The sequence below is a fragment of the Gemmatimonas sp. genome, assembly GCF_044376735.1.
GTDB lineage: Bacteria > Gemmatimonadota > Gemmatimonadetes > Gemmatimonadales > Gemmatimonadaceae > Gemmatimonas.
The window spans coordinates 1-25166 of record NZ_JBILKJ010000037.1 but is presented as its reverse complement, the minus strand read 5'-3'; the positions used below and the strand labels follow the sequence as shown (position 1 = coordinate 25166).

Annotated in this window: 20 protein-coding genes; 7 read left to right on the top strand and 13 right to left on the bottom strand. The window is 67.2% G+C overall.

Annotated features, from left to right (window positions below; translation table 11 throughout):
* The 3 genes from ACIRA7_RS07880 to ACIRA7_RS07870 form a co-directional block, all read right to left on the bottom strand.
* On the bottom strand, nucleotides 1–687 hold a 687-nt coding region (locus ACIRA7_RS07880; protein WP_396220306.1), incomplete at its 3' end, for an ABC transporter permease.
* Between the two features lie 145 nt (nucleotides 688–832).
* A complete protein-coding gene (locus ACIRA7_RS07875; RefSeq protein WP_396220305.1) occupies nucleotides 833–1237 on the bottom strand; it encodes a four helix bundle protein in 405 nt (134 codons plus the stop codon).
* A gap of 244 nt (nucleotides 1238–1481) precedes the next feature.
* Complete coding sequence (locus ACIRA7_RS07870; protein WP_396220304.1) at nucleotides 1482–3044, bottom strand: ABC transporter substrate-binding protein; 1563 nt, start codon at nucleotides 3042–3044, stop codon at nucleotides 1482–1484.
* A 103-nt stretch (nucleotides 3045–3147) separates the two neighbouring features.
* Here ACIRA7_RS07870 and ACIRA7_RS07865 point away from each other — a divergent pair, with 103 nt between their 5' ends.
* The 4 genes from ACIRA7_RS07865 to ACIRA7_RS07850 all read left to right on the top strand — a co-directional run bounded on the left by ACIRA7_RS07865 (nucleotide 3148) and on the right by ACIRA7_RS07850 (nucleotide 14732).
* Entirely contained in the window at nucleotides 3148–5388 is a 2241-nt protein-coding gene (locus ACIRA7_RS07865) for an outer membrane protein assembly factor (protein WP_396220303.1), read from the top strand.
* The gene (locus ACIRA7_RS07860) at nucleotides 5388–10040 is read left to right on the top strand and encodes a translocation/assembly module TamB domain-containing protein (protein ID WP_396220302.1); all 4653 of its coding nucleotides are present in this window, start codon (nucleotides 5388–5390) and stop codon (nucleotides 10038–10040) included. The genes ACIRA7_RS07865 and ACIRA7_RS07860 overlap by 1 nt, the downstream gene beginning before the upstream one ends.
* 75 nt (nucleotides 10041–10115) lie before the next feature.
* Nucleotides 10116–13886 carry a PAS domain S-box protein gene (locus ACIRA7_RS07855; protein ID WP_396220301.1) on the top strand — a complete coding sequence of 1257 codons (3771 nt, stop codon included), beginning with the start codon at nucleotides 10116–10118 and terminating at the stop codon, nucleotides 13884–13886.
* 87 nt (nucleotides 13887–13973) lie between these two features.
* On the top strand, nucleotides 13974–14732 hold the full coding sequence (locus ACIRA7_RS07850) for a C40 family peptidase (protein ID WP_396220300.1): 759 nt from the start codon (nucleotides 13974–13976) through the stop codon (nucleotides 14730–14732).
* 305 nt (nucleotides 14733–15037) lie between these two features.
* On the opposite strand, the gene ACIRA7_RS07845 is transcribed toward ACIRA7_RS07850, so the two are convergent.
* A complete protein-coding gene (locus ACIRA7_RS07845) occupies nucleotides 15038–15463 on the bottom strand; it encodes a DUF6941 family protein (protein ID WP_396220299.1) in 426 nt (141 codons plus the stop codon).
* Nucleotides 15464–15533: 70 nt separating this feature from the next.
* On the opposite strand from ACIRA7_RS07845, the gene ACIRA7_RS07840 reads away from it, so the two are divergent.
* The 3 genes from ACIRA7_RS07840 to ACIRA7_RS07830 are packed head-to-tail and all read left to right on the top strand — an operon-like array spanning nucleotide 15534 to nucleotide 17892.
* Nucleotides 15534–16499, top strand: a complete 966-nt coding sequence (locus ACIRA7_RS07840) for a DMT family transporter (RefSeq protein ID WP_396220298.1) — start codon at nucleotides 15534–15536, stop codon at nucleotides 16497–16499.
* Nucleotides 16496–17188, top strand: a complete 693-nt coding sequence (locus ACIRA7_RS07835) for an HAD family hydrolase (RefSeq protein WP_396220297.1) — start codon at nucleotides 16496–16498, stop codon at nucleotides 17186–17188. Before ACIRA7_RS07840 ends, ACIRA7_RS07835 begins: the two co-directional genes overlap by 4 nt.
* Nucleotides 17188–17892, top strand: coding sequence for a hypothetical protein (locus ACIRA7_RS07830; protein WP_396220296.1), 705 nt, complete (start codon nucleotides 17188–17190; stop codon nucleotides 17890–17892). The genes ACIRA7_RS07835 and ACIRA7_RS07830 overlap by 1 nt, the downstream gene beginning before the upstream one ends.
* A 19-nt stretch (nucleotides 17893–17911) precedes the next feature.
* Here the strand turns inward: ACIRA7_RS07830 and ACIRA7_RS07825 are convergent, their stop codons facing one another.
* The 9 genes from ACIRA7_RS07825 to ACIRA7_RS07785 all read right to left on the bottom strand — a co-directional run.
* Nucleotides 17912–18058 (bottom strand): hypothetical protein, encoded by a 147-nt coding sequence (locus tag ACIRA7_RS07825; RefSeq protein WP_396220295.1) that lies wholly within the window; start codon nucleotides 18056–18058, stop codon nucleotides 17912–17914.
* Between the two features lie 2 nt (nucleotides 18059–18060).
* Nucleotides 18061–20232: a ferrous iron transport protein B gene (gene feoB, locus ACIRA7_RS07820; protein ID WP_396220294.1), complete on the bottom strand. Its 2172-nt coding sequence runs from the start codon at nucleotides 20230–20232 to the stop codon at nucleotides 18061–18063.
* A gap of 57 nt (nucleotides 20233–20289) precedes the next feature.
* Nucleotides 20290–20577, bottom strand: a complete 288-nt coding sequence (locus tag ACIRA7_RS07815; protein WP_396220293.1) for a ferrous iron transport protein A — start codon at nucleotides 20575–20577, stop codon at nucleotides 20290–20292.
* A 158-nt stretch (nucleotides 20578–20735) separates the two neighbouring features.
* Nucleotides 20736–21563, bottom strand: a complete 828-nt coding sequence (locus ACIRA7_RS07810; RefSeq protein WP_396220292.1) for a prolipoprotein diacylglyceryl transferase — start codon at nucleotides 21561–21563, stop codon at nucleotides 20736–20738.
* Between the two features lie 52 nt (nucleotides 21564–21615).
* A complete protein-coding gene (tsaD, locus tag ACIRA7_RS07805) occupies nucleotides 21616–22689 on the bottom strand; it encodes a tRNA (adenosine(37)-N6)-threonylcarbamoyltransferase complex transferase subunit TsaD (RefSeq protein WP_396220291.1) in 1074 nt (357 codons plus the stop codon).
* Nucleotides 22690–22785: 96 nt separating this feature from the next.
* Nucleotides 22786–23337: a peroxiredoxin family protein gene (locus ACIRA7_RS07800; RefSeq protein WP_396220290.1), complete on the bottom strand. Its 552-nt coding sequence runs from the start codon at nucleotides 23335–23337 to the stop codon at nucleotides 22786–22788.
* Nucleotides 23334–23999: a ribulose-phosphate 3-epimerase gene (gene rpe, locus ACIRA7_RS07795; protein ID WP_396220289.1), complete on the bottom strand. Its 666-nt coding sequence runs from the start codon at nucleotides 23997–23999 to the stop codon at nucleotides 23334–23336. Before rpe ends, ACIRA7_RS07800 begins: the two co-directional genes overlap by 4 nt.
* Nucleotides 23996–24550, bottom strand: a complete 555-nt coding sequence (locus ACIRA7_RS07790) for a PASTA domain-containing protein (protein WP_396220288.1) — start codon at nucleotides 24548–24550, stop codon at nucleotides 23996–23998. Before ACIRA7_RS07790 ends, rpe begins: the two co-directional genes overlap by 4 nt.
* On the bottom strand, nucleotides 24550–25166 hold a 617-nt coding region (locus ACIRA7_RS07785), incomplete at its 5' end, for an RsmB/NOP family class I SAM-dependent RNA methyltransferase (protein ID WP_396220287.1). The genes ACIRA7_RS07790 and ACIRA7_RS07785, both read right to left, overlap by 1 nt.

Sequence of the window (25166 nt, the reverse complement as noted above, 5' to 3'; positions counted from 1 at the left end):
GATCAGCGCATTGCGCAGCGCGTGGCGTACGATCACGCCCGACTCGGTCAATCCTTTGGCGCGGGCGGTACGCACGAAGTCGGCGCCCAGGACCTCGAGCATGGAGGAACGCGTCACGCGGGCGAGATAGGCAATGGAGCGCGAGCCCAGTGCCAGCGCGGGGAGCACGAGAAACTCGAGGCGCCCGTAGCCTGAGGCCGGCAGCCATCGCAGCGTGACCGCGAAGAGTAGGATCAGCAGCAGGCCGATCCAGTAGACGGGGAAGGAGATCCCGAGATAGGTGGTGGCCAGGGCGAGGCGATCGAACCAGCCGTTGGGGCGCACGGCGGCGAGCACACCGATGGTGATGCCGCAGAGGGTCGCGAGCAGCATGGCGGCGGTGGCCAGCAGCAGCGTGCGCGGAAAGCGTTCGGCGATGTCGCTGACGATCGGGCGATTGGTGACGTACGAGCGCCCGAGGTCCCCCGTGAGGATCCCACCGGCATAGTGCACGAACTGTGCGGGGAGGGGATCGTCGAGGCGGAGTTCAGCGCGGAGCCGCGCAATGGTGGCGGGGTCGGCGCGCTCGCCGACCATGGCTTGTACGGGATCCCCGGGCGCCACGTACAAGAGCAGGAACACGACGACCAGCACCCCGGCCAGCGTGGGCAGGGAGAGCAGAAGACGGCGGGCGAGGAGAGACACCATGAGAGCAAGGATAACGACGGGGGACAACTGGGGGCGCTGACAAATAGGGGCGCTAAGAGATAGGGGCGCTAAGAGATAGGGGCGCTAAGAGATAGGGGCGCTAAGAATTAGGGGCGCTAAGAACTAGCGGCGCGTAGGGGGGAGGCTAGTGGGGTGGTGTATGCGTCACTGCCCGTTCATTCTGACGATGGGCCTCGTCCGTCTCGATGCGACGGATCAGGGCGGCCAGCATCTTGGCGGTGACGAGCGCCTTCGCGTCGCACAGGAAGTATTCCTTGGTTGGCAGCCGAGCTTCGCTGCGCGCACGCTTGAGATGCGTGCGGGTTTCGTTCGCGGAGCCAAGGGCGATGCGCAAGTGATTGAGAAACTGCGCGGTCGAGCCTCGGCCCGCGCCCTCGGACGTATTCGCAGCGATCGAGCCGACCGCGCTGAGCAGCTGGCCCCGCAGCCCCGGCACACGGGTGACGTCGAACGCATCGAGGCACTGCTGTACGACCCAGCTGAGCTCACAGGCCGCGCCGTACACACGGAGGTTGAAATGATTCGGCATGGCCCACGATATCGCGACCATGCCAAACCGCTGTCACCAAACGAACGCCACCCCAATCCCTGCAACGCACCCATCGCCCTTGATTGTGCGCGCCCCTCTGTCGTGCGCGCCCCTCTGTCGTGCGCGCCCCTCTGTCGTGCGCGCCCCTCTGTTGTTCACGCCCCTGTGTTGTTCACGCCCCTAACTCTTAGCGCCGTTCACCTTAGCGCCCCTAATTCTTAGCGCCCCTAATTCTTAGCGCCGTTCATTCTTTGCCCCCCTCATCCATCCCCATCTTCACCTTCTCCCATCTCTGTCCATTGAAAATCACCGGCACCTCGAAGCCTCGCACCCACGCCTGGACCGCGTACACCTCGTTGTAGAAGAACAGCGGGACCATGCCGACTTGCGCGTATCCCACCGAGTCCGCCGCCGCGTACAGCACCGCGCGCTTTTTCTCGTCGCTTTCACGTCGCGACGCGTTTACGAGTCGGTCGAACGTCGTGTCGCTGAAGAAGCTCACGTTGCCACCGGCTCCGCGGTTCGCGGTGTGCAGCAATGGATACAGAAAGTTCTCGGCGTCGGGGTAATCGGCGTACCAGTCCTTCACGACCAGATCCGTTTGTCCGGCGCGGGCGGCGGCGCGCATGGAACTGGCGTCGCGCTGCACGAGCTTGATGCGGATGCCGACGGTGGCGAGGTACGACTGGATCGCCTGCGCGAGCCGCGGCATGGGGGCCGTCTGCGAGCTCCACAGTTCGAGGTCGATGCCGTTGGCGTAGCCGGCGTCGGCGAGGAGTCGACGGGCGGCGAGGGTGTCGTACGCGTACGGCTGCCGTGTCTTGTCGAACCCCTCGAGCGTCGGCGGAATCACGCCGGCGGCGATCGTGCCGCGACCGGCGAGGAGTTGGGCGAGGAGGGTGGGGACGTCGATCGCGTGGGCGATCGCCTGTCGCACGCGGACGTCCTTGAGCGGGCCACGCGTGACGTTCACGCCCATGTACCACAGGCGGAGGGCGGGGGCACTCACCGTGGTGGCCTTCCTGGTCTCGTTCTGCTCCCAGTCGCGCGTCTGGTCTTCGGGGACGTACAGGATATCCACCGTGCCCGCCTCGAATTCCGCGACCGCGGTGGACGGCTCGGGGATGATGCGGGCGATCAGGGTGTCGATGGACGGTGCGCCGCCGAAGTACGTGGCGTTGCGGGCGAACTTGAGATAATCGTCATGCTTCCACTCCACGAGCTTCCATGGGCCGGTCCCGATCGGGTGTTCGCTGAAGTCCGCGCCGATCGAGTCGGGGAGAATCGACGCCACGGGCATGGCGAGCAGCTTCGGGAAGATCGCGAACGGCTCGTCGAGCGTGATCACGACCGTGCTGTCGTTGGGCGTCTCGAGGCCCAGGGTGGAACTCTTGCCGTCGGCGAAGGCGCGGGCGCCCGCGATCGGGTAGAGCGGCCACACCGTCCCGCCTTTCGTGGCCGGGTCGAGGACGCGACGGAACGACTGCACCACGTGGCGGGCCACCAGCGGCGTGCCGTCGTGGAAGCGGACGTCGGTGCGCAGGTGAAACGTGTAGCGCAGGCCGTCGGGGGAGACGTCCCACGCGCGGGCGATCGATGGCTCCACCTGGCCGGCGGGAGTGAACCGGGTGAGGCCGTCGAACAGATACGCCACCGCCCGTCCGCTGGGGACGTCCGTGGCGTTGGCCGGATCGAGCGAGCGCGGATCGTACCAGTCGCGTGAGTCGATGATTGCGTGACGGTCGGGGGTCGCCTCGCCGCGACCGCAGCCGGTCAGCACGGTGGTGGTCAGCACGGCGCTGGCCATGGCGCACCGCGAGAGCCGGAGGCGGCACGAACGTGACAGGCGAATCAATGACATGTGCGGTTGACTGAGGGACGATCTCACGTGAGCTTCAACGCTATAGAACGTGCGACCTCTCGTCCATCTCCTCTTCGCGCTCGCAGCACTTTCGGTCGCGCGTCCGGCCGCCGCCCAGGATTTATCCTGCGATCGTGGCGACCGTGAGGTCCGTGCGCTCCGGTTCACCGGCAATCGCGAATACGCCGCGGCGGCCCTCGCGGCCACCGTGGCGACGACCCCGTCGTCCGTGGCGGGATTGCCCGTCATCGGCGAGCGGCGTTGCCTCGATCCCGTGGAGTTTGCGCGGGACGTCCAACGGCTCGAGACCCTCTATCGTCGACGCGGCTTCCCCGATGTCACGGTGGACACCACGGTGACTACCGTGAGGCCGGGGGTGATCGAGATCACCTTCGTCATTCGCGAAGGCGAGCCGATGCGCATTACCGCGCTCGCGTTGCGGGGACTCGACCTCAACCCTGAGGTGCGCGACGCGGCGCGTGATTTCCCGCTGACGGTGGGCGGCGTATTCGATCGCGGCGCACTGGAAGCCGGTCGCGATACGCTGGTGCGCCGCCTGCGCAACAAGGGCTGGCCGCAGGCCGAAGCGCTGGTGGCGTACACCACGAATACCGCCGCGCACACCGCCGATGTCGAAGTGTCGGTGGTGCCGGGCGTGCGGGCCAAGCTGGGGCGCATCGCGCTCGAGGTCGACGCCGGTGATGACACCCGGCGCGTGTCCGATGCGACCGTGCGGCGGGCGATGGCGCTGAAGACCGGCGACTGGTATTCGGCGCGCGCGATCATCGATGCGCAGCGGAATCTCTATCAGACCGACGCGTTTCAGCGGGTCGACCTGCAGCCCGACAGCATCCAGCCGGCCGGTGATTCCATCGTCAACCTCGTGGTGCGGTTGGTGGAGGGCGATCGCTGGGCGGCGCGTGGTGGACTGGGGTGGGCCACGCTCGATTGTTTCCGCATGCAGGGTTCGCTCACCGACCGCGACTTCCTGCCGTTTGCGCAGCGTCTCGAACTCACCGGCCGGGTGAGCAAGATCGGCATCGGTGATCCGCTCGATGGCGCGCCCAACCTCTGTCAGGGGCAGGCCCGTAGCGATCCGTACAGCCGTACGCTGAACTACTACACCTCGATGACCGTGCGGCAGCCCGTGCGCGCGACGCAGGCGCGCGTGCCGTCGCTCACCGTGTTCAGCTCCACACTCTCCGAGTTCAAGGCGTTCCTGCGTCGCACGCCGATCGGCGGCGCGCTGTCGGTGACCGATCCGTTTCCCATGTCGGGGCTGCCGAGCACGCTGTCGTATCAGGTGGAACTTGGGCGGACCGAGGCCGAGCCCGCGTTCTTCTGCGCCGTGTTCAACGCCTGCGACACCGAGTCGCGCACCTTCCTGCAGCGCAACAACCGGCTGGCGGCGCTCGAGTACTCGGTGGTGCGCGTGCGGGTGAACGATCCCTTGCGTCCTACGGGCGGCACCACGGTGCGGCTCAACGTGCGGCACGCCAGCACCCTGATCGGTTCCGATCGTTCGCAACAGTTCAATCGCGGCACGGGTGACGTGTCGTGGTACCACGCGCTGGGTGGCGGCGCCACGCTCACGACCCATCTGCGTGGCGGCGTGGTGTACGGTGGCGGCACGACGCCGAGGACGGGCGGCTTCATTCCGCCGCAGGAGCGATTGTACGCCGGCGGCCCCACCACGGTGCGTGGCTTCCGGCAGAATGAGCTCGGGCCCGCGGTGTACATCGTGAGCCGGTTCGACACGGTCAGCATGAACGGCCAGCGCTTTTATCGCGCCGACTCCACGTCGGTCACCGAGCGCGTGGTGCCGACGGGCGGTAACACGCTGATCGTCGCCAACCTCGAAGCCCAGCTGCCGAGTCCACTTGCGCCGAAGTTGCTGCAGATCGCCGTGTTCGCCGACGCCGGCAAGCTGTGGAATCGCGGCAGCGCGTCGCCGGCAGCGGCGTCGAGCGATGAAGGGCCGTCGGTGAAGGTCACCCCCGGCCTTGGCATGCGCATCGCGTCCCCGTTCGGCGCCATCCGCATCGACCTCGGCTACAACGGCTATCGGTTGCCGGCGGGCGCGGCGTACTACAACGCGCCGCTGCAGGCGGGGATCGCCCCGCTGTACTGCGTGAGTCCCGGCAACGGGTTGGCGGTGAACGCGGCGGGTATCAACGGCGCGCCACCCGAGCAGGAGGCGGGCGGGTGTCCGAACAGCTTCCGCCCCACGCGTGGGGCGGGATTCCTGCGGCGCCTGAATCCGAGCATCTGGATCGGGCAGGCCTTCTGATGCGCGACGATCCGATGCTCAACGAGTCGGACGACGACGAGCTCGACGGCGACGCGCCGTCGCTCGCGACGCGTGGCCCTCGTCGTATCCGGAGACGGACGGTGGTGCTGGCCACGGCGGCCGTGTTGCTCACCGTGGCGGCGCTCGTTGTGGGTGGGGTGGCCGCGCTCACGCAAACCGATCGCGGACGTGCGGTCATTATGCGCGCGCTGGCGCCGGTCATCGCGCGGGCCATTCCAGGAAGGCTCTACGTGGGTAAGGTGAGCGGCACGCTGTTCACCGACATCACCATCGATTCCCTCGATATCCGCAGTCCCGACGGTACGCCGTTCCTGATCACCGGCCCCATTCGCGCCACCTACGACCCGCGCGACCTGCTGGATCGTCGCATCGTGGTCAAGTCGCTCGAGGTCACGCGGCCGTCGATCACCATGATCGACTACGGCAACGACGATTGGAACTGGAAGCGTGCGCTGCGCCGCAAGCGAGCGCTCGCGACGCCGTCGACGAGCCGCTTCGGCGAGTACATCGTGATCGATACGGCCACCATCCGCGAACTCACGTTCACCGCGCGGCTGCCGTGGGTCTTGTCCGACACGCTCAAGGGGGCGAAGCGCGACAGCGCGCTCGCCTTCAATCTCACGCGGCTCGACGGCGAAGTGCGTCGTGACGGCGATCGTTTCGTGCGCGTGTACCGCTTCGTTCGGGGGAGCCTCGCCCTCGGGCGCTCCCGCATCGCCAATCCGGATTCAGCGGGCATGAAGCTGGCCATGCAGAAGATGGACGTGGTGTGGATCTATCCGCCGTTCTGGTTCCGCAACATGCAGGGCACGGTGCGGAAGGTCGCCGACTCGCTCTGGATGGACGACGTCACGTTCCAGCTGGCCAACTCCGGCGCGCACGGGAACGCGAAGGTGGTGTGGGGCAGTGGGCTGCCGGTGCGCTACGACGTGAAGCTCAAGGGCGACAGCGTGGCCATGGCCGACATGTCGTGGATCAATGCGACGCTGCCGTGGAGCGGTGGCGGCAGCACCTACATCACGATCAAGAACGATCCGAAGAACCTTGCGGTCATCGAGTACGGCTTGCGGGATATGGATGCCCGTGCGCTCAACTCGCGGCTCAAGGGCAACATGACGTTCGCCGTGGGCGGTCCGGTCCTGAAGGTGAACAACGTCGATCTCGCACTGCTGCCGGCCAACACGCAGCTGCTGCGCTGGTTCAATGGTGAGCCATTCCCCTACGATTGGCAGGGCAACGTCACGGGCCGCGTGATCGCGCGTGGCGGGCCGATCACGAACTGGCAGATCGACGACGCGCAGCTCAGCTTCGCCGATACGCACGTGCCCGGGGCGATCTCACGTGCCCGCGTGAAGGGAATCGTCGACATCTTCACGCCTGCCGAGGCGATCCTGAAGGGCGTCGATCTCGAGCTCCAACAGCTCGACCTGCGTACGCCGCGTTTCGTGAATCCGCTCTTCCCCGAGCTCAACGGCTTTGCCCGCGGCACGATGCGTCTCGACTCGCTCTGGTACGACGCCTTCTTCTCGAAGGCCGACATCGAGCATGTGGATGGTCCCGGGCAGCCGTCACGCTTCACCGGCGACGGACATTTCACGCTGCTCGACGAGGGCGTGAAGTTCGACGTCGACATGCAGGCCTCGCCGCTGTCGTATACCACGATGTCGCGTTCGTATCCGTCGCTGCCATTGCGCGGATCGGCCGTGGGACACATCAAGGCTGCCGGCATGGCTGAGAAGTTCGACCTGCAGACCACCCTTGCCGGTGAAGGCGGCGAGCTGTCGTTCACGGGCACTGCCGATGCGCTCGAGCCCGAGATGGGGGCGACCGGGCAGTGGCGTCTCCGCGGCGGCAATGTGCAGAATCTGCTCGGCGACAATCGCTTTCCGATCACGTCGCTGTCGATGCTGGGCACCGTCGACCTGAGCGCGGCCACCATCGAGTCGCTGCGCGGCTCGTTGCGCGCGTCGGTCGATCAGTTCTCCCGGGTGGCGGATGCGCGGCTCTTCGGCGGAACGGCGGTGGTGCACTTCGATTCCGGGCACGTCCGGGTCGATACCCTTGCCATCGAGAGCTCGGCGGTACGACTCACGGCGCAGGGTGGTCTCGGGATCACGGCGGCCCGGCGCGATTCGCTGTCGATCGCGATGGTCGTGGACTCGTTGGGTGGACTGCGGCCATGGCTCTCGCCGACCGATTCCACCAAGCGCGCCATGGTGCTTGCCGGTGACACCCTGCGCGGCTCGGTCGAACTTTCGGGACTGCTGTCCGGCTCAATCGATACGCTCGATACGCGCGGACTCGATCTGCGGCTCCGTGGTGATGCTCGTGACGTGATCGTCGCAACGTCACGCACGCGACGCGCATCGGTCGATCTGGCGGTGCGTGATCTCCTGCGCGGCGCCAACGGCACGCTGTCCGCCACCATGGACTCGGCGAATTTCGCCGGGATCGACATCGCCTCGGCGGCCGGGCAGTCCACCTTGCGCGGCGGACTCGCCGAGCGGTTCGGCGTGCAGATGCGCACGCCGTCGGAATCGCGCGTGGCGATCGCCGGTGGCGTGGCGCGCAGCGGTGATTCCAGCGTCGTCACGATCGACACGCTCACGCTGCGCGTGGACAGCGCGTCGGTGCGTCCACGTGGTTTCGCGCTGGTCGCCCCGGCCATGCTGCGCTTCATGCCCGGCGCCAACGGCACGCTCGGCTCGCTCGATTCGCTGGTGCTGCAGCACACCGACACCGGTCGCCTCGCGGTCCGCGGCGGCCTGGCGGCGGATGGCGTCGTCAGCGGTCGTCTGGATGCCGACCGCGTGGCGCTGGCCGACATTGGTCGGCTGCTTCGTACATCGGGGCTCTCCCGCGGTACGGCATCGGCCACCGTGGCCCTGAGCGGCACGCGTGAGCAGCCGCGTATCGACGGCACCATCGACCTGCGCGACGCCGTCGCCGGCCGCGTGCGCTTCGGTGATCTGTTCGCCACCGCGCACTACGATGCGCTGCGCCTCAACGTCGAGGCCGCCCTGCGTCTCGAGGGAAAGCCGGCGTTGCAGGCCTCCGCCTCGTTGCCGCTCGACCTGGCGCTCGTGGGCAACCGCCCGCGTCAGCTCGCCGAGCCGCTCACCGGTCGCGTCGTGACCCAGCAGACGGATATGGCCCTGCTGGAGTCGGTGTTCCCCGATGTCACCCGCGCCCGCGGGACGCTGATGACCGACGTCGCGCTCACCGGCACCTGGAAGCGTCCGCGCCTGCGTGGTGAGCTGCGGCTCGACAGTGCCTCGCTCTCCCTCGACCGGCTTGGCATCCGCCTGGCTCAGGCGCGCGCCGACATCGGACTCTTCGGCGACAGCATCCTCATTCGCCGGATCGGTGCCATCAGTGGCGTTCCGCAGGATTCGATCGGCATCAGCGGTACCATCGGCATCAAGGACATCGACAACCCGACGTTCAGTCTGCGACTCGCGGCCAACGAGTTTCAGGCAATCGACAAGCCGCGCACCGCCTCGATCGTGATGACCACGACGACTCCGATCACGCTGACGGGATCACGCGAGGCGGCGCGCGTGCAGGGGGCGGTACGCATCGATCGCGGCCGTGTGTACATCCGTGCGCTCGCGCAGCGGCGCGCGCTCGATCTCACCGACAACCTCGACATCATCGACACGACCCGCTTCGGCGTGAACGGGCTGCTACCGTCAGGGCCGCGCGCGATCATGCAGAACCTGCAGCTCGACAACCTGCGCGTGAGTATCGGTGACGACGTGTGGCTGCGCTCGCCCGAGGCCAACCTCAAGCTCGGCGGTGGCCTGCGTGTCACCCGTGCGCTGTCGCGGGACGGGCAAGTGCCGCGTCTGGCGCTCGCTGACTCCCTCACCGTGAGCCGCGGCACGTACCAGCTCAACCTCGGCATCGCCCGCCCCGGTTTTGAGGTGGAGCGCGGACTGGTGCGCTTCTTCGGCGATCCCGACCTCGAGCCCACGCTCGATATCACCGCGCTGCATACCGTCCGCGAGACGCGACCCAATTCGAATCGGCAGGACGTCCGCATCCGGGTCAACATCGGCGGCACCATCGACCGCCCGACGCTGGCGTTGACGAGTGCCGACAATCCGCCACTCCCCGAGAGTGACATGCTGAGCTACCTCGTGACCGGTGAGCCAGCGTACGCCCTGCTGGGCACGCCGTACGCGGAGCAGGGGGCCACGCTCGCCCTCCGGTTGGCGGGGAGCTACCTGTCGAGCCGGCTCGCCGGTGGCCGCTTCGACGTGGTGCAGGTGGAGCCGACGGCCCTCAATCCGGGAGATGCCGCGAATCTGCGCGAGAACGGCCTCGGCATCCTCGCCTCCACCCGCGTCGGGGTTGGCGGTCAGATTGCCCGAAATACGTTCTTCACCTTCAGCACAGGGCTGTGTGGGTTGTCCAGCCAGACCTCGGGTGGTGGTGACGCCCTGTCGCTGTTCGCGCAAGGACTTGGCGTGAAGGTGGAGCGACGTTTCGAGGGGGGGCTGAGCGTCGCCCTGGGGCTCGAGCCCGGCTCGAGTGCCCAAGCCTGCGGACGCCTGGGGATCAGCCGAACCTTTCAGCAGACGCCGCCCCAGATCGGCATCGACTTTTTCAGAAGCTGGACGTTCTGAGTTCAGGCAAGCTGGTCGGTATCTTGTTTCGACCGTCTTTGCCCGTTCGTCTTCTGCGGTCCAATGTCACCAATCATGCCTCCCCCTCTCTGCCTGTCGGCGCTGTCGCTGACGGAGTTACTCGACGCGATCGATCGCGCCGAAACGACTGACGCGCGCGTGCAGCTCACCGCCGAGCAGTTGTACCGGATGGGGTTCGACCGGGTGGTGATCACGCTGCGTGACGAGTCGCTGAATCCGACCGTGGTGGTACGGGCTGGCCTCCCGGAAGATGCTTCTCCCTCGGGATTCGCCCTCAAGCCGCTGCCGGGCGCGGTATGGCGTCGCCGCGTCTCGCAGCTGGAGCGGTTCCGCGTCGGTGATCTGCACCTGCTCGACGGCAGTGATGCGTGGGTCTCGCGGGAGTTCTTCGGCACGGAGCCGCATCCTGCCGGAGACGGCCATCGCTGGCTCCCCACCGATCTGATCGTGGCGCTGCTGCGCGGCTTCGACGGCGAACTGCTGGGCATCGTGAAGTTGGCCGGTCCGCGCGATGGGTGTCGCCCCAGTGAGGGGAGTCGGCGCGACATCAGTGCGATCCTGCGGCATCTGACGGCGCGCTTGGCTTACGATGCCCTGCGGGCGCTGGCTGACACGCGTCACCAGCGGTTACAGCGACTGCAGGACGCCGGTGCCTCCCTCACGCGCTCCCTCGACGAGCACGAGATCACGCGGGAGCTGATCCGTCAGGCACAGCTGGCTGTGCGCTCCGACGGGGCGGCCATGCTGATACCGGATCTCGATGCCGATATCCTGATCACCAGCCTGCGCATCGTGCGCGGTATCGAGCGCGCGCGGAGTCCGGTGCGTTTGGGCGACGGGATCGTGGCGGAAGTGGCGCGCACGGGGCGTCCGGTGCGGGTGGGTGATCGTGACGCCGATCGGGCTCGTGAACGCGCGGGACAGTCGACGCCGCTGTCGATGTACGACGTGGTCGGGGAATCGGGTGCAGCCGCCTCCGTGCTCGCGGTGCCGGTGCGCGTCGGGATTCGACTGCTTGGCGTGCTCGCCGTGCACTCCACGCACGCGGGGCTGTACACGGCCGAAGACGAGGAAGTGCTGGCCACGATGGCGTCGCAGGCGGCCACGGCGATCGCCAATGCTCGCCGGTACGCCGAGAGTGAGCGTGAACGGCGTACGACCGAGGCGTTGGCGGATGTGGCCCGTGCCGTCGGCGAATCGCTCCGGCTGGGCGAAGTGTTGCGGCTCATCCTGCGGCACACGGTGTCGCTGCTTGGCGTCCAGGGCGCCTGTGTGGCGCTGCGCGACGGCGACTATCTGAACATCGTGGCCTCGATCGGCAGCGCCTCCGTGCTCAGCGGCGTGCATCTGCCGGTCAGGGGCAGCATGATCGGCCGCTCGGTGGTGTCGAACGAGATGATCATGTTGAACGAGGGGAGCATCGAACCCGCGCTCCATCGGATGGTGCAGCACCTGTCGCCGATCCAGCGTATGGTCATCGCGCCGCTCATCACCGGCCGCGGCACGATCGGTTCGATCGTCGTGATGAATCGCGATCGTGCGTTCGATCAGGACGATGGCAAAGTCCTGCAGCGTCTCGCCGATCAGGTGGCGGTCGCCATCGTGAATGCGCGTCTCTTCGAGGAAGTCGAGAAGGCCACGCGCGAATGGAAGGCGGCCTTCGACAGCACGGCCAGCGGTATCGTGGTGATCGAGGAATCGCTCACCGTCAGCCGCTGCAACGCGCGGGCGGCGGAGCTGTGCGGCACGACGGTATCGGCGCTGCTGGGCCGCCGCTTCAACGAGGCGCTGGTGGGCAACAGCGCCTCGCTGGATGCGCAGACTGTCGAGCGCTCCATTGCCCGAGCGCTGACGGACGGAATCCCCACGCGCGAACTCGTGCGCGACGACATCACCGGTCGACTGTTCTCGCTGGTCGCGGTCTCGCACCCGGATGGCGGCGGTGTGATCACCTTCGACGACGTGACGGAGGCACACCGTCTGACCGAGCGGCACCGCAAAGTGCTCGATACGGTGTCGGACGCCATTGTCATCACCGATCTCGAGGGCCGCATCACGTTCGCGAATCCGGGCGCACGGACCTTGTTCCGTCGGCAGAATCTCGTGGGCGAGGCGGTGGCGAACCTTACCCCCGCCGATTGGATCGAGAGCGTACAGTCGTTTGAGCGGCTGGCCCGTGCGGGCGAGGGGCAGCAGTACGACTGCGAAGTGCTCCGCGCTGATGGCGAGCGTCGTGTGGTGCGCGTGAGCTCGGCCCCGCTCTACGAACTGGGTCAGGTCACGAGCACCGTTGCCTGTCTGCACGACATCACCGAGCGACGCGCCGAGTCGCGCGCCCGCGAGCGCTCCGAGTCGTTGAACATGCGGCTGGTGGAAGCGGCGACCGACGCGATTTGCACCGTCGATGTCGATGGCCTGTTCACCTCGGTGAACGCGGGCTTCCTGCACTCGGCTGGCCTGCAGCGTGAGGAGGTGCTGGGGCAGCACTTCTCGGTGATGGTGCATCCAGCCGACCGGCCGACCGCCGTCGCGATGGTGGCCGAGACGCTGGCGGGCCATCCCCGCAAGCTGCAGCTGCGCTTCCTGGGCGCGAGTGGGGCGCGGGTGGGCATGATCACCACGGCGCCGATCCACGAGCACGGTGAGGTGGTCGGTGCGTTGGGTATCATACGAGACGTGACGAACGACGAGATCCGCCGTGAGACGAACGCGCATCAGGCGCGTCTGGCGGCGGTGGGCCAATCGTTGAGCCGTGTGGCGAACGAGCTGAACAACCCGCTGGCGAGCCTGCTGGCCGTCGCGGAGTTGCAGGCCACCTCGCCGACCATGCTGGCGCAGGACCGTCGGGCCATTGAACAGATCTGTGAGCAGGCGCACCGCGCCTCGCGGATCGTGTCGCTGCTGCTCGACTCCACCGGGGACGCCTCGCATACGGCGGGCCAGCGTGGGCGCGTGGATGTGAACGCGTTGGTCCGTCGCGCCATCGAATGGCACGGCTACGGCTGGCGCGAGCATGGCATCGTCGTCGACTTCACCGCTGGGGAGGATCTGCCGGCGATGTCCGGCGATGCGATCCAGCTGCACCAGGCCGTGTCGAATCTGCTGACGAATGCCGAGGAAGCGCTTATTGACGCGGATGGCGCGCGTTGCATCCGCGTGGTAACGAGGGCAGGGGCAACGGGCGTGGAGGTGCAGGTGTCTGACACGGGCCCCGGCATCGCGACGCATGAACTCGCGCGTGTTTTTGAGCCGATGTTCACGACGCGCGCCGACGGGGGCCACCGCGGACTGGGGCTCACGATCGCGCGGACCATCGCGCAGGATCACGGCGGCGCGCTGGAGGCACACTCACGCGCTGGCGAAGGGGCGGTGTTCACGCTGTCGTTTCCGGCGCTGCCGGAACCGACCACTGCGCCCCGTGACACCGACGCTCCCCTCGGCGCCCCGGTCCCCAAGGGGTCGCTCCTCCTCATCGAGGACGAGATCACGCTGCGCAGCGCGATCAGTCGCTTCTTGCGCAACGCCGGCTACGTGGTCGATGTGGCCGATGGTGGCGCCGAGGCGCTCGACCTCGCGGCGGACCGGCCGTACGATCTGATTCTGCTCGATCTCCGCATGAACGGGCTCACGGGGGAGCAGGTGTATCAGTCGATCGAGTCGCGGGATCCCGAACAGGCTCGGCGGGTGGTGTTCATGACTGGCGATCTGCACAACGCCGACGCCTCGCGGTTCATCCGCCGGACGGGCCGGCCGGTGCTGGCCAAGCCGTTCACGTTGCTCGACCTCGAAACCCGCGTAGCCCAGCTGCTTCAGGAGCCGCGTTAGCTTTCCCGGTGCGGCGTGATCCGCGGTGGCTGGTGCCTTGCACGGTGTGCTCGTGCACCGATCGTTCCTTCTGCCGAGAGTCCTTCGTTGGGCACTGCACTGACGCTGTCGACCGCCGACCGATTCACGGTGCGGTCGGCCATCGCTCCACTCCTCGGCGAGGCGCGGATCTCCTCGCCCCTCACGTCGCAACTGCTGGCCGGTGACGTGCTGCAATTGGTGGACGGCCGCGGCGATTGGCTGCACATTCGCGGCGCCGACGACTACGAAGGCTGGACACATGTGGGCTTTCTGATGCCGTATACCGGTACCGAGGCCACGTGGCGGATCTCGCTGGGGTGCGTGACGATCGATCCGGTAGGCCAACGGTACGCGCTCCCGCTCGGTGCCCGCGTGGCGACGGGGCTGGAGGTGATCGAGGGCGTCGCCATCGATCCCGCCGCCCGGGCCGCGCAGTTCCCGCGTGACCGCGAGGCGATCGTGCGCAGCGCGCGCTCGCTGTTCAGCGGCGCGAGTTACCTCTGGGGTGGCGTCACGCCGTGGGGTGTGGACTGCTCCGGCTTCGTGCAGCGGATTTTCGCGTTACACGGTGTGCCACTGCGTCGCGATGCCTGGCAGCAAGCCGAGGACACAGTGGTGGTGGCTGACGACGTGAGCGCCGATCACAGAGCGGGTGATCTGCTGTTCTTCTCCGATCGCGACGACCGGCGCATCACGCACGTGGGGATCGCGACGGGCGACGGCGGGATGATCCACAGCTCCCTGGCGCGAGGCGGGATTCACGTAGAGCCGGAGCTCTCCGCGAAGCTGAAGGAACAAGGCGTGGGAATAGGACGGGCGGTTTGAACTGCTGACGGCGCTAGACAATAATCAAGGGCGCTAATAGTAAACGGCGCTAACAATAAAGGGCGCTAAGGTAAACGGCGCTAAGAATAAACGGCGAGTCAGTACTCAGGACGGCGCCGTTGGCCGTTTCGCCGTTCATTCTTCGCGCCCCTAACCTTAGCGCCCCTCCTTCTTAGCGCCCTTCACTCTTAGCGCCCCTGCTTCTTAGCGCCCCTAACCTTAGCGCCCCCGCTTCTTAGCGCCCTTCACTCTTAGCGCCCTTCACTCTTAGCGCCGTTAATCAGTCCTAGCGCCGTTCATCAGTGCTACGACACCATACCCGAAGCAGCACCCGGTACCATCGGCTGTCCTCTGACGTGCAGCATCGCTTCGCCGCGCTTTTCGTCCCGCAGTTCCACGATCATGTGGTAGTCGCCGGTGACGTCGAGTGGGAGATCGAGCTGGACGATCACCGGCATGTCGAGTTCGGCGGTACCGGGCGGCGGCGGGGCGATGGAGAGTTCGGCGTTTGACGCCCACAGCTCGGTGCCGCGGGGGTTGATCCATCGCAGCGTCATCGGGTGATCGCCGGCATCGCCGGGAAGGGCCTTGATGCGCACCACGAAAGTGGCGCGAGGGTGCAGGGCCGGGAGCTGACCCACATGGACGGCGTCGAACACCCCCAGGATATTCAGCTTCCCTTCCTGGGAGATATTCGCCGCGTCGGCAAAGAGCGCAAAGGAGACATGCATGCGGGGAAGGTACCGGCGTTGCGGCGCGGATACCACCCGTGGCGCGCCGGGTGTCTAGATTGCAGGCATCATGACTTCGCCTCACCCTTCAGCGGCTGCACCTCGTCCGGGCTTCGGGACCACCGATCTCGGGCTCGTGTTCATGTCGCTCATCTGGGGCATTAACTACAGCGTCGTGAAGGCCGGGTTGCGCACGCTCTCGCCGCTCACGTTCAGCGGGCTGCGCGTCGCGATGGCGGCGATGGTGCTGTTCGTCATTGCGGCGTGTGTGCGTGACACCAAGCTGCCGCCGCGGCGTGACATCATCACTCTGGCGCTCCTCGGGCTGCTCGGCAACGGACTGTACCAGTTGCTGTTCATTTTCGGCATGTCGCGGACGCGCGCCGGCGTCGCCGCGCTGGTGGTGGCGGCTGGTCCGGCGTGGATCGCGATCATCTCGCGCATGTTGGGGCGCGAGCGTCTGCCCGCGCGCGGGTGGAGCGGGATCGGCTTGCAGCTGTTGGGGGTAGCCTGCGTCGTGGGCAGCGCGCAGGGCTTCGACGGCGGGCGTGACGTGATGTTCGGCGCCGGGTTGATCGCGATCGGCAGCATCACGTGGGCCATGTTCAGCGTGCTACTCCAGCCGTATACCAAGACGGTGCATCCGCTGCATCTGTCGGCGATCACCATGGCCAGCGGCGCGTTGGTGCTGGTGTCGATCGCGCTGCCCGGTCTCATTACGCTCGATTGGGGCGCCGTGTCGCTGACGGAGTGGGGCACGGTGACCTACGCCGGCATCGGGGCGCTGGTGGTGGCGTATCTGTTGTTCTATCGCGGAGTTCGTGTGCTCGGGGCGACGCGCACCGCCATGTACGGGAACCTGCAGCCGATCGTCGCCATCTCTTTCGCTTGGCTCATGCTTGGCGAGCAGCCAACCGTGTGGCAGGGGCTCGGTGCCGGGTTGATCATGGCCGGGCTGCTCCTGTCGCGCACCGCGCACGCCCGGCCGATCGTGGCCCGTGCTCCCGTTGTGTCCTCCTCACTTCATACCTCGTGAAGCTCGTTCTGTTTGATATCGACGGCACGCTGCTCTGGTCGGACGGCGCCGGCCGCCGTGCCATGGAAAACGCCTTGCTGCGCGTGTTCGGCACCACCGGCGACACCCAGTACCGCTACGACGGCAAGACCGATCGGCAGATCGCGCGCGAACAGATGCGCGACGCGGGCTTCACCGATGCCACGATCTCCAGTCGGCTCGATGACCTGCTGAACGAGTACGTGCACGGCCTCGAGGCGGAGCTTACGCGCGAAGGCACCACGCCGGCCCGCCTGTGCGACGGCATTCTGCCGCTCCTCGATGCCCTGCGCGGGCACCGCGGCGTCACGCTGGGGCTGCTCACCGGCAACATCGAACGTGGCGCGCGCGCCAAGCTCAAGGCGGTCGACGTCGACTTCGCGCAGTTCCGCGCCAACGCCTTCGGCTGTGATCATGAAGCGCGCCCGGAGTTGCCGGCGGTTGCGCAGCGTCGCGCCCGTGAACAGCTCGGTCTCGAGATCGCCGGGGATCGCATGGTGATCATCGGCGATACCCCGGCCGATATCCATTGCGGGCGTTCACTCGGTGTGCGCGCCATCGGCGTGGCCACCGGGCGCTACAGCACCGACGACCTCGCGGCGCACAGCCCCGCGGCGGTATTTGCCAACCTCGCGGAGACCGACGCGGTCGTGTCGGCGATCCTGGCGTGATGTCGTCGCCGACCACGGCACAGGCGCGCGTCATCGGCATCGTGCGTGGTCGCGAGATCGATACGTCGGCCAGCGTCACGATCGATCAGGACACGCTCGTGCTGGCGTGGCAGGACGCGACGCCGTGGCGGTTGTCGCTGACCGGGATTGAGGGCGTCACGGGTGGTCCTTCGTCGCTCACGGTGTACCTCGTCAGCAACGACGTACTCGAACTCAGCGGTGACGAGCGGCTGCGGGCGCTCGGTCTGCAGCTGCTCGATCGCGCCTGCGCGATGCCGGAGCTCACGCGGGGACTCAAGTCCCTCGGCTCGTCGCGCGGCACCCCGGTCGTGGCGCACGATCGGTGGTTCGCGCCGTTCCTGGCCGCCCGTCGATCGGTGGAAGGGGTGAGCGATCCGGCGCGTCAGGTCGGTTTGCTGGATGCCGCTGCGCTCGCGAAGGAGATCGAGCGCGCCATCTCCGAGATCGCGGCGAGCAAGGCCCCCGGGGATCCGGCCGAGCAACGCGCGGTGGAAGCGGCGCTCGAGGAAGAAGCGACGGCCGTATTCACGGCGATCGAAATGATGGGGCTGGCCGGTGATGCATTGCGCGGCGGTGCCCTCGACACGCGCATCGCCGATTGGCGGCAATGGGTGGAGACCGTGCGCTCGGTCTTCGCGGCGGCGGATGACGCGTGGACCGGCATCGCGGCCGAACTACGCTAGGCGCGCGGCGACGTACGGGTCAGCGGCAGCCGCAATCGGAGCCGCAACCGCTCTTGGGTGTGCGTGCCGCGGCGATCGCACGCCACGCGCGCCGCGCCACGAAGATCAGGGCGCTGGTCACGATCAGCACGACGACGATCAGTTGCGCGTTCAGTCGCGTGTCCATCGCTAGCCTCCGAAGCCAAGCGCCGTACCGCCCACGTAGACAAGCCACGCGGATCCCCACGCCAACGCCAGCATGTACGCGAACTGGAGGCCCGCCCACTGCCACCCGATGCGTCCGCCGCCCGCTTCGCGCACCGTGACGGCGATCGTGCTGATGCACATGAGCGCGAACACGTAGAACACCATCAGTCCGACCGCGATGAGCGGCGTGTAGGCGCGCGTGCCGGTGACGGCGTTCCGCTCCGACCGCAACCGATCCGTGAGCGCCTGCTCGCTTTCGGTACCCACCCCGTAAATCGTGCCCATGGTGGACACGAACACCTCGCGCGCGGCGAAGCTGGCGGCGATCGAGACGCCGATCTTCCAGTCGTACCCCAGCGGGCGCACCAAGGGTTCGATGCCGTGCCCGATGCGGCCCAGCACGGAATGCCCGAGCTGCTGCTCCTGCTGCGCGGCGGCCGACATCGAGGCATCGACGGTGGCCTTGGGATACGTCGCCATGGCCCAGAGCACGATCGACAACGCCAGGATCACGGTGCCCGCGCGCTGCAGGAACAGCTGGCAGCGTTGGACGACCGAAACGCCGAGCGACTTGAGGCTCGGGAAGCGATACGGCGGGAGCTCGAGGATCATGGGACGCACCGGGCCCTTCAACAGCGTCCGCTTGAAGATCGCGGCCACCGCGAGGGCTACCACGGTGCCCAGCAGATACATGATCAGCATCGTGGCGCCCTGCAGCGTGAGCCCCGGGACAATCGAGGTGGCAGGCACGAAGGCGCCGATCAGCAGCGTGTATACCGGCAGTCGGGCCGAACAGCTCATCAGGGGCACGACCATGATCGTGGCCAGGCGATCCTTCGGATCTTCGATGGTGCGGGTGGCCATGATGCCGGGCACGGCGCAGGCGTAGCCCGAGAGCATGGGGATGAAGCTTTTGCCGTGCAGCCCGACGCGGCGCATGATGCGATCCATCAGGAACGCGGCGCGTGCCATGTAGCCGGAGTGTTCGAGCAGGCAGATGAAGGCGAACAGAATCGCGATCTGTGGCAGGAACACCAGCACCGAACCGACACCGGCGAAGACCCCATCCACCAGGAGCGACCGCAGATCGCCCTCGGGTAGGGCGGAACCCACGACCCCGCCGGCGGCGGCGATGAGGGCTTCGATGCCGTCCATCAGTGGCGTGGCCCAGGAAAACACCGCCTGGAAGACAACCATCATGAGCACGAGGAAGATGAGCGGTCCCCACACCCGATGGAGCGCGAACCGGTCGATGCGGTCGCTCACGTTGTAGCCGGCCGGCCGTGCGCGCGTGACCGTGCGCTCGATGACCTGCGCGATCCAGGCATAACGCACTTCCGATTCGAGACGCGTGGGCACGAACCCGACGCTGCGCAGCTCGTCGGACGCTGTCGTGATGGCGTCGGCGAGTCCCGGTACGCGATCGAGATGCGGACCGATCCGCTGCATGCCGAGCAGCCGAAGCGCTTCCATGCGGGCGGCGGTGGCCGACAGTCCATCGGCCACGAGGCAGGCTTCGAGCGGGGCGAGCGCATCCTGCGCCGGCTCGGGGATCGAGAACCGTCGAGAGGGTGCCGGCAGCTCGGCCGCGATGATCAGCGCCTGCTTGAGCGGTTCGAGCCCCTCGCCGCGCTTGGCGACGGTGGGCACCATCGGTACGCCAAGCTCATGAATGAGCTCCGGGACGTCGATCCGCAGTCCCTCCGATTCGGCCACGTCGAACTGGTTGAGCGCGATCACGACCGGGACACCGAGTTCGATGACCTGGCTGGCGAGGAAGAGGTTCCGCTCCAAGTGCGACGCATCGACGACGACAAGCACGACATCGGGGCGCCAGCGGTCGGCGTCGCGGCCCAGCAGGACTTCGAGCGCCACCTGTTCGTCGGGCGACCCCGCAGAGAGCGAATAGCTGCCCGGAAGGTCCAGCACGGTCACTCGGCGGCCGTCGGGGGCTTTGAACCCCCCTTCCACCCGCTCCACCGTCACGCCCGCAAAGTTGCCGACGCGTTGACGCAGCCCGGTCAGCGCGTTGAAGAGCGTGGTCTTCCCGGTGTTGGGGTTGCCGATGATGGCCACCCGCAGCGCGTCCTGGCCGGCTTGGCGGGGGATGGTCGCCGAATCGTCGGGCGACAGAGGGCTCTGCAGAGTACTCACCGGGTGCTGACGCTCACGCGACGCCGTGGCCGCGTGTCGGGCGCCTCGCCAGTCGCGCTATGCGCGCGCGTTGACGGGCTGGACAGTGATGCCGGCCGTGAGCGCCGATCCGAGGGCGAGACGGGTGCCACGCACCTCGAGGAGCATGGCGTCGCGCGCGTCGATGACGTTCACGCTGGTGCCCTCACAGAAGCCAAGCGCCCGAAGACGGCAGGCCTCATCACCGGAACACTCGATGTCGACGACGGTGACCCGGGTGCCCGCCGGACACGCGTTGAGCGCGCACGTGGTGCGTGCGGCGGCGCTGTCATGGGACGGCAGGGTGGGAAGGGGAGTCGAAGCCACGTCGTTAGATGAGAATGTTTCTCAAACGGGATAGTGGAGTATACACAGCCGCAGCAGTCCACCGCAATGGGAAGCGACCGGCTCGGCTTTCAGCCCAAGGCTGAAGGCCCAAGGCTGACGGCCCAAAGCCCAAAGCCCAAAGCCGAGGGCCGAGAGCCTCAAGCAGCCGCCAGCGGGCCACTCCGCTTCGTCCGCGCCGCTACCAACGCGATCCCGATCGTCAGGATCGCAAGGCCGATGAGCTGGGCGGTCGACAACCCGATCACCAACCGGTCATCCTTCGCCCGAAAGAACTCCACGATGAATCGCTCGACGCCGGCCAGAATGCAGTACAGGCCGAACAGCCACCCCGGCAGATTCGCGTGCTTCCGGAAGCGCCACAGCACCAGGAACATCACGAAGCCCATCAGCGTCTCGTAGAGCTGCGTCGGGTACACGGCGATCACCTCCGACGGATTCGTGCCCGCCGGGAACTGTACCCCGAACTGCTGCGACATCACCGCCGCCGTGCTCGGCGGCGCGCCCTCGGGAAACTGCGTGGCGAAGAAGCCGTTGAACGGACGGCCGTAGTCGTCACCCACCGCCCAGCAGCCGGTGCGGCCGACCGAGTAACCGGCCGCGATTCCAATCCCCGCCACGTCGGCGATCTTCAGGAAGTCCAGCTTCTTGTACTTGATGGTCGCGTAGCACAAACCGACCGAGCCGATGAAGCCACCCCAGAACACGAAGCCGCCGCGGCTCAAGAACGCCGAGGGGTCGCCGGTGAGTACCACGTAGTACGTCTTTGCCCCGATGAGCGTGCCGATCAGCGCCGCGAGCACGATATCCGGCATCGCGTCCGATTCCGCATTCTGTCCGCGGCGCCAGAACTCGCGCTGACAGACGATCTGCGCAATCACGAACGCCATGAGCACGGCGAGGCCGAATCCGGTCAGTTCGAGAAACCCGAACTTGAAGACCGTGGGGTGGTGGATGATGGGGTGCACAGCGGAGTCGGGAGTATGGAGTACGGGGTAGGCAGTACGGCGACCCTACCGCTTATGAAAAGATACCGGGGAGCGGCAAGGACGCCTGCGCGGTCATCGTGGGATCGGCCCGCTCGCCGGCTGCAAACCGGAACAGCCCCGCGGCCGCGATCATGGCCGCGTTGTCGGTGGCCAGTCGTGGCATGGGCGCGAACACGCTGCCGCGCGGGGCCACGCGCTCGCGGATCGCCATCTGCAGCGCCCCGTTGCAGGCCACTCCGCCGCCCAGCACCACGCGCGTTCGCCGGTGGCGCCGCGCGGCACGTGCCACCTTTTCGGCCAACGTTTCGATCAGCGAATCCTGAAAGCCGCGCGCGATGCTGGCGCGTTGCGCGTCGAGGACACCCGCCTTCTCGGCGTCACGCACGGCATAGAGCACGGCCGTCTTGAGTCCGCTGAACGAACAGTCGTAGTAATCGTCGTCGCCCGGCTCGGCCGACTTGCGCAGCATGGGTCGCGCAAAGCGATGCGGATGCGTGTGCATCGGTGACTCGGCGGTGAGGGCCAGCTCCTCCAGCGGGCGACCGCCGGGGTAGGGCAGGCCAAGCAGCTTTGCCACCTTGTCGAATGCTTCGCCGGCGGCATCGTCACGCGTCTGACCGAGCAGGCGATACCGCCCCCACGCCTCCACATCCAGCAGCAACGTATGCCCGCCACTCACCAGCAACGCCGTGAACGGTGGCGTGGCCTCGGGGTGCTCAAGCAGCGTGGCGAACAGATGCCCTTCGAGATGGTGCACCGGCACCACGGGCACGTGGTGCGTGAAGCCCAGCGCCTTGGCGTAGCTCGTACCCACCAGCAGTGCGCCCACGAGGCCTGGCGCGTGTGTGACCGCAATGGCGTCGAGATCGCCCAGCGACACGTGGGCATCGGCCAACGCCGTGCGCACGGCCGGCACGATGCCGGTGAGATGCTGACGGCTGGCGATCTCGGGCACGACGCCGCCGAAGAGGCGATGCACGTCCTGCGACAGGATCACCAGTGATTCCATTCGCATGTCGGTCGGCGTTCCATACACGACGGCCGCCGATGTTTCGTCGCACGACGTTTCGATGCCGAGTACACGGCGTGGGGCGACGTCAGACATGGACGGCGTGGATGTACAGCCACAGGGCCGCCGCCAGCACGATCGCCGACAGCGCCCGCACGACGTTCGGCCACGCGACGCGGCTCACCTGACTCACTACGGCTTGGGTTCGGCCAGCAGCGACGAAAGCAGCCGCTGATTGCCGTCTGAATTCCAGTCTTCTGCGCCGATCCACTTCTTGCGGATCACGCCGTCGCGCCCGATCACGAAGGTTTCGGGCACGCCGGTGGTGCGGTAGATCCCTTGAATGGTGCCGGCGGGATCGTGCAACATCTCGAAGGTCAGTTTGAACTCCTTCGCGAAGTCCCGGATCTTCGCCTCGGCCCCTTCGTCATCGATACTGATGGCGACGACCTTGAGCCCCTTGGCGCCGAGCGTTTGATGCACGGCCTCGATGCTGGGCATTTCGGTGCGGCACGGAATGCACCAGGTGGCCCAGATGTTGAGCAGCACGACCTCACCGCGATAGTCGGTGAGCGTCTTCATGGCCGGCGCGGCGGTGAGCGTCTTCGCGGCAAAGCCCGGCGCATCGGATCCCACCGAGACGCTGGTGAGTTCGTCCTTCAGGAAATGCGAAGCGGCGAACGCACCGCCTCCCAACACGGCGACGATCGCGAGCACCACCAGCCACTGCTGCTTGGCGGTCATACCGCCTCCACGCACAAGCGGCGCAGCACGTCGATTTCCGCCTGCGGATGGGCGGCGCCGAAGATGGCGTTGCCGGCCACGAACGTATCGGCGCCGGCTTCCCAGCAGCGGTGAATCGTGTCGCGCGAAATGCCGCCGTCGACCTCGAGTACGGCGTTGCTGTCGGCCTGATCGAGCAGCAAACGCGCGCGCGCGATCTTGTCGACGGAGTACTCGATGAATTTCTGTCCGCCGTAGCCGGGATTGACGCTCATGATGAGCACGAGGTCGACCATGTGCGCGACTTCTTCGATCACCGACAACGGCGTGGCCGGATTGAGCGCGACCCCCGCCTTGCAGCCAAGCGACTGGATGCGCGCGATCTGCCGGTCGAGGTGCGGCGCGGCTTCGGCGTGAATGGTGAGCACGTCGGCCCCCGCTTTCACGTAGTCGTCGAAGTAGTTCTCGGGCTCGACGACCATGAGGTGCACGTCGATGACCTTCGTGCTGGAGCGCCGGGCGGCCTCGATCACCTTCACGCCGAACGACAGACTTGGGACGAAGCGTCCATCCATCACGTCGACATGAATCCAGTCGGCGCCGCCGGCGTCGCACATGGCAATCTCTTCGCCGAGTTTGCGGAAATCAGCGCTGAGCACGGAGGGCGCAATGCGAACGGTCATGGAACCGGATGGAGCTGAGGGATGAAGAGCGTGTCGGCGGGGGAACGTCCGTCGCTGATCACGAGTGACACGGTTGCGCTGGCGCCGAGCAGGCTGCCGGCGGGGGGCGTCGTGGCGAGCACGAGACCGGCCGGGCTGGTGCTGGCACGGAACTGCACGTCGCCTACGACCAGCCCCGCTTCGCGCAGCTTGTCGCGGGCAGGGCCTTCTTCGAGTCCGACCACGTCCGGGACGGGGAGCAGCACGTCGGCGACGGCGGCACTGTCGGCGGCGTCCGGGGCCTTCGCGGCGCTATCGGCTTGTCGTGTCGCCGCCTGCTTCCGCTGGGCGGCGGTTGGTTCGGCGATCGTGCCGCGCGCGATGCTGTCGAGCACGGCCTGCACTGAATCAACCGCGTTGGCGCGTCCCGGCTCGAGCGTACGCACCGCGACCACGCCACCGGCGCCGCCGAGCACCAGGCCGGCCACGGCCGCGATGGTACCGCGAATGAGCCAGCTCCGCGTCGCTTTCGACATCGTCGCGCCCGTGCCGGGCTGCTTCGCGGCGGCCATTACGCCGTTCTCCGCAACCGGGCGGCGAAGGCGCCGTCGGTGCCGTGCTGCTGCGGCAACACGCGGAGGAGTCCGTGATCCAACACGGATTCCGGTACCGTGCCCGCTGGCGGTGGTTCCAAGGTGAAGTCCTTGTTCGTGGCGAGAAACGACTCGATCTGGTCGTCGTTCTCCTCCAGTTCGAGCGAGCAGGTGCTGTACACGAGCAATCCGCCCGGCTTCACCATCGCGGCGGCCGCGAGGAGAATCTCGCGTTGCAACGCCGGCAACACGGCGAAATCGGATACGCGAAGTCGCCAGCGCGCGTCGGGGTGCCGGCGGAACGTACCGGTGCCGGTGCAGGGCACGTCGATCACGACCACATCGGCGTCACCGATCGCGGGGTGACGCGCGTCGCAGACGATGGGGATGAGATTGGTGGCGTTGATTCGCGCGAAGCCGGTCAGCATGCGCTCCACACGCGCCATCTTCGCGTCGGCCGCGAACACCAGCCGGGCGCGACGCGAGAGCTCGAGTGCCTTGCCGCCGGGGGCGGCGCAGAGGTCGACCACCACGCCACCTTCGGGCACGTGCGCGTAGGTGGCCACCAGCGTCGCCGCCGGATCCTGCACGAAGA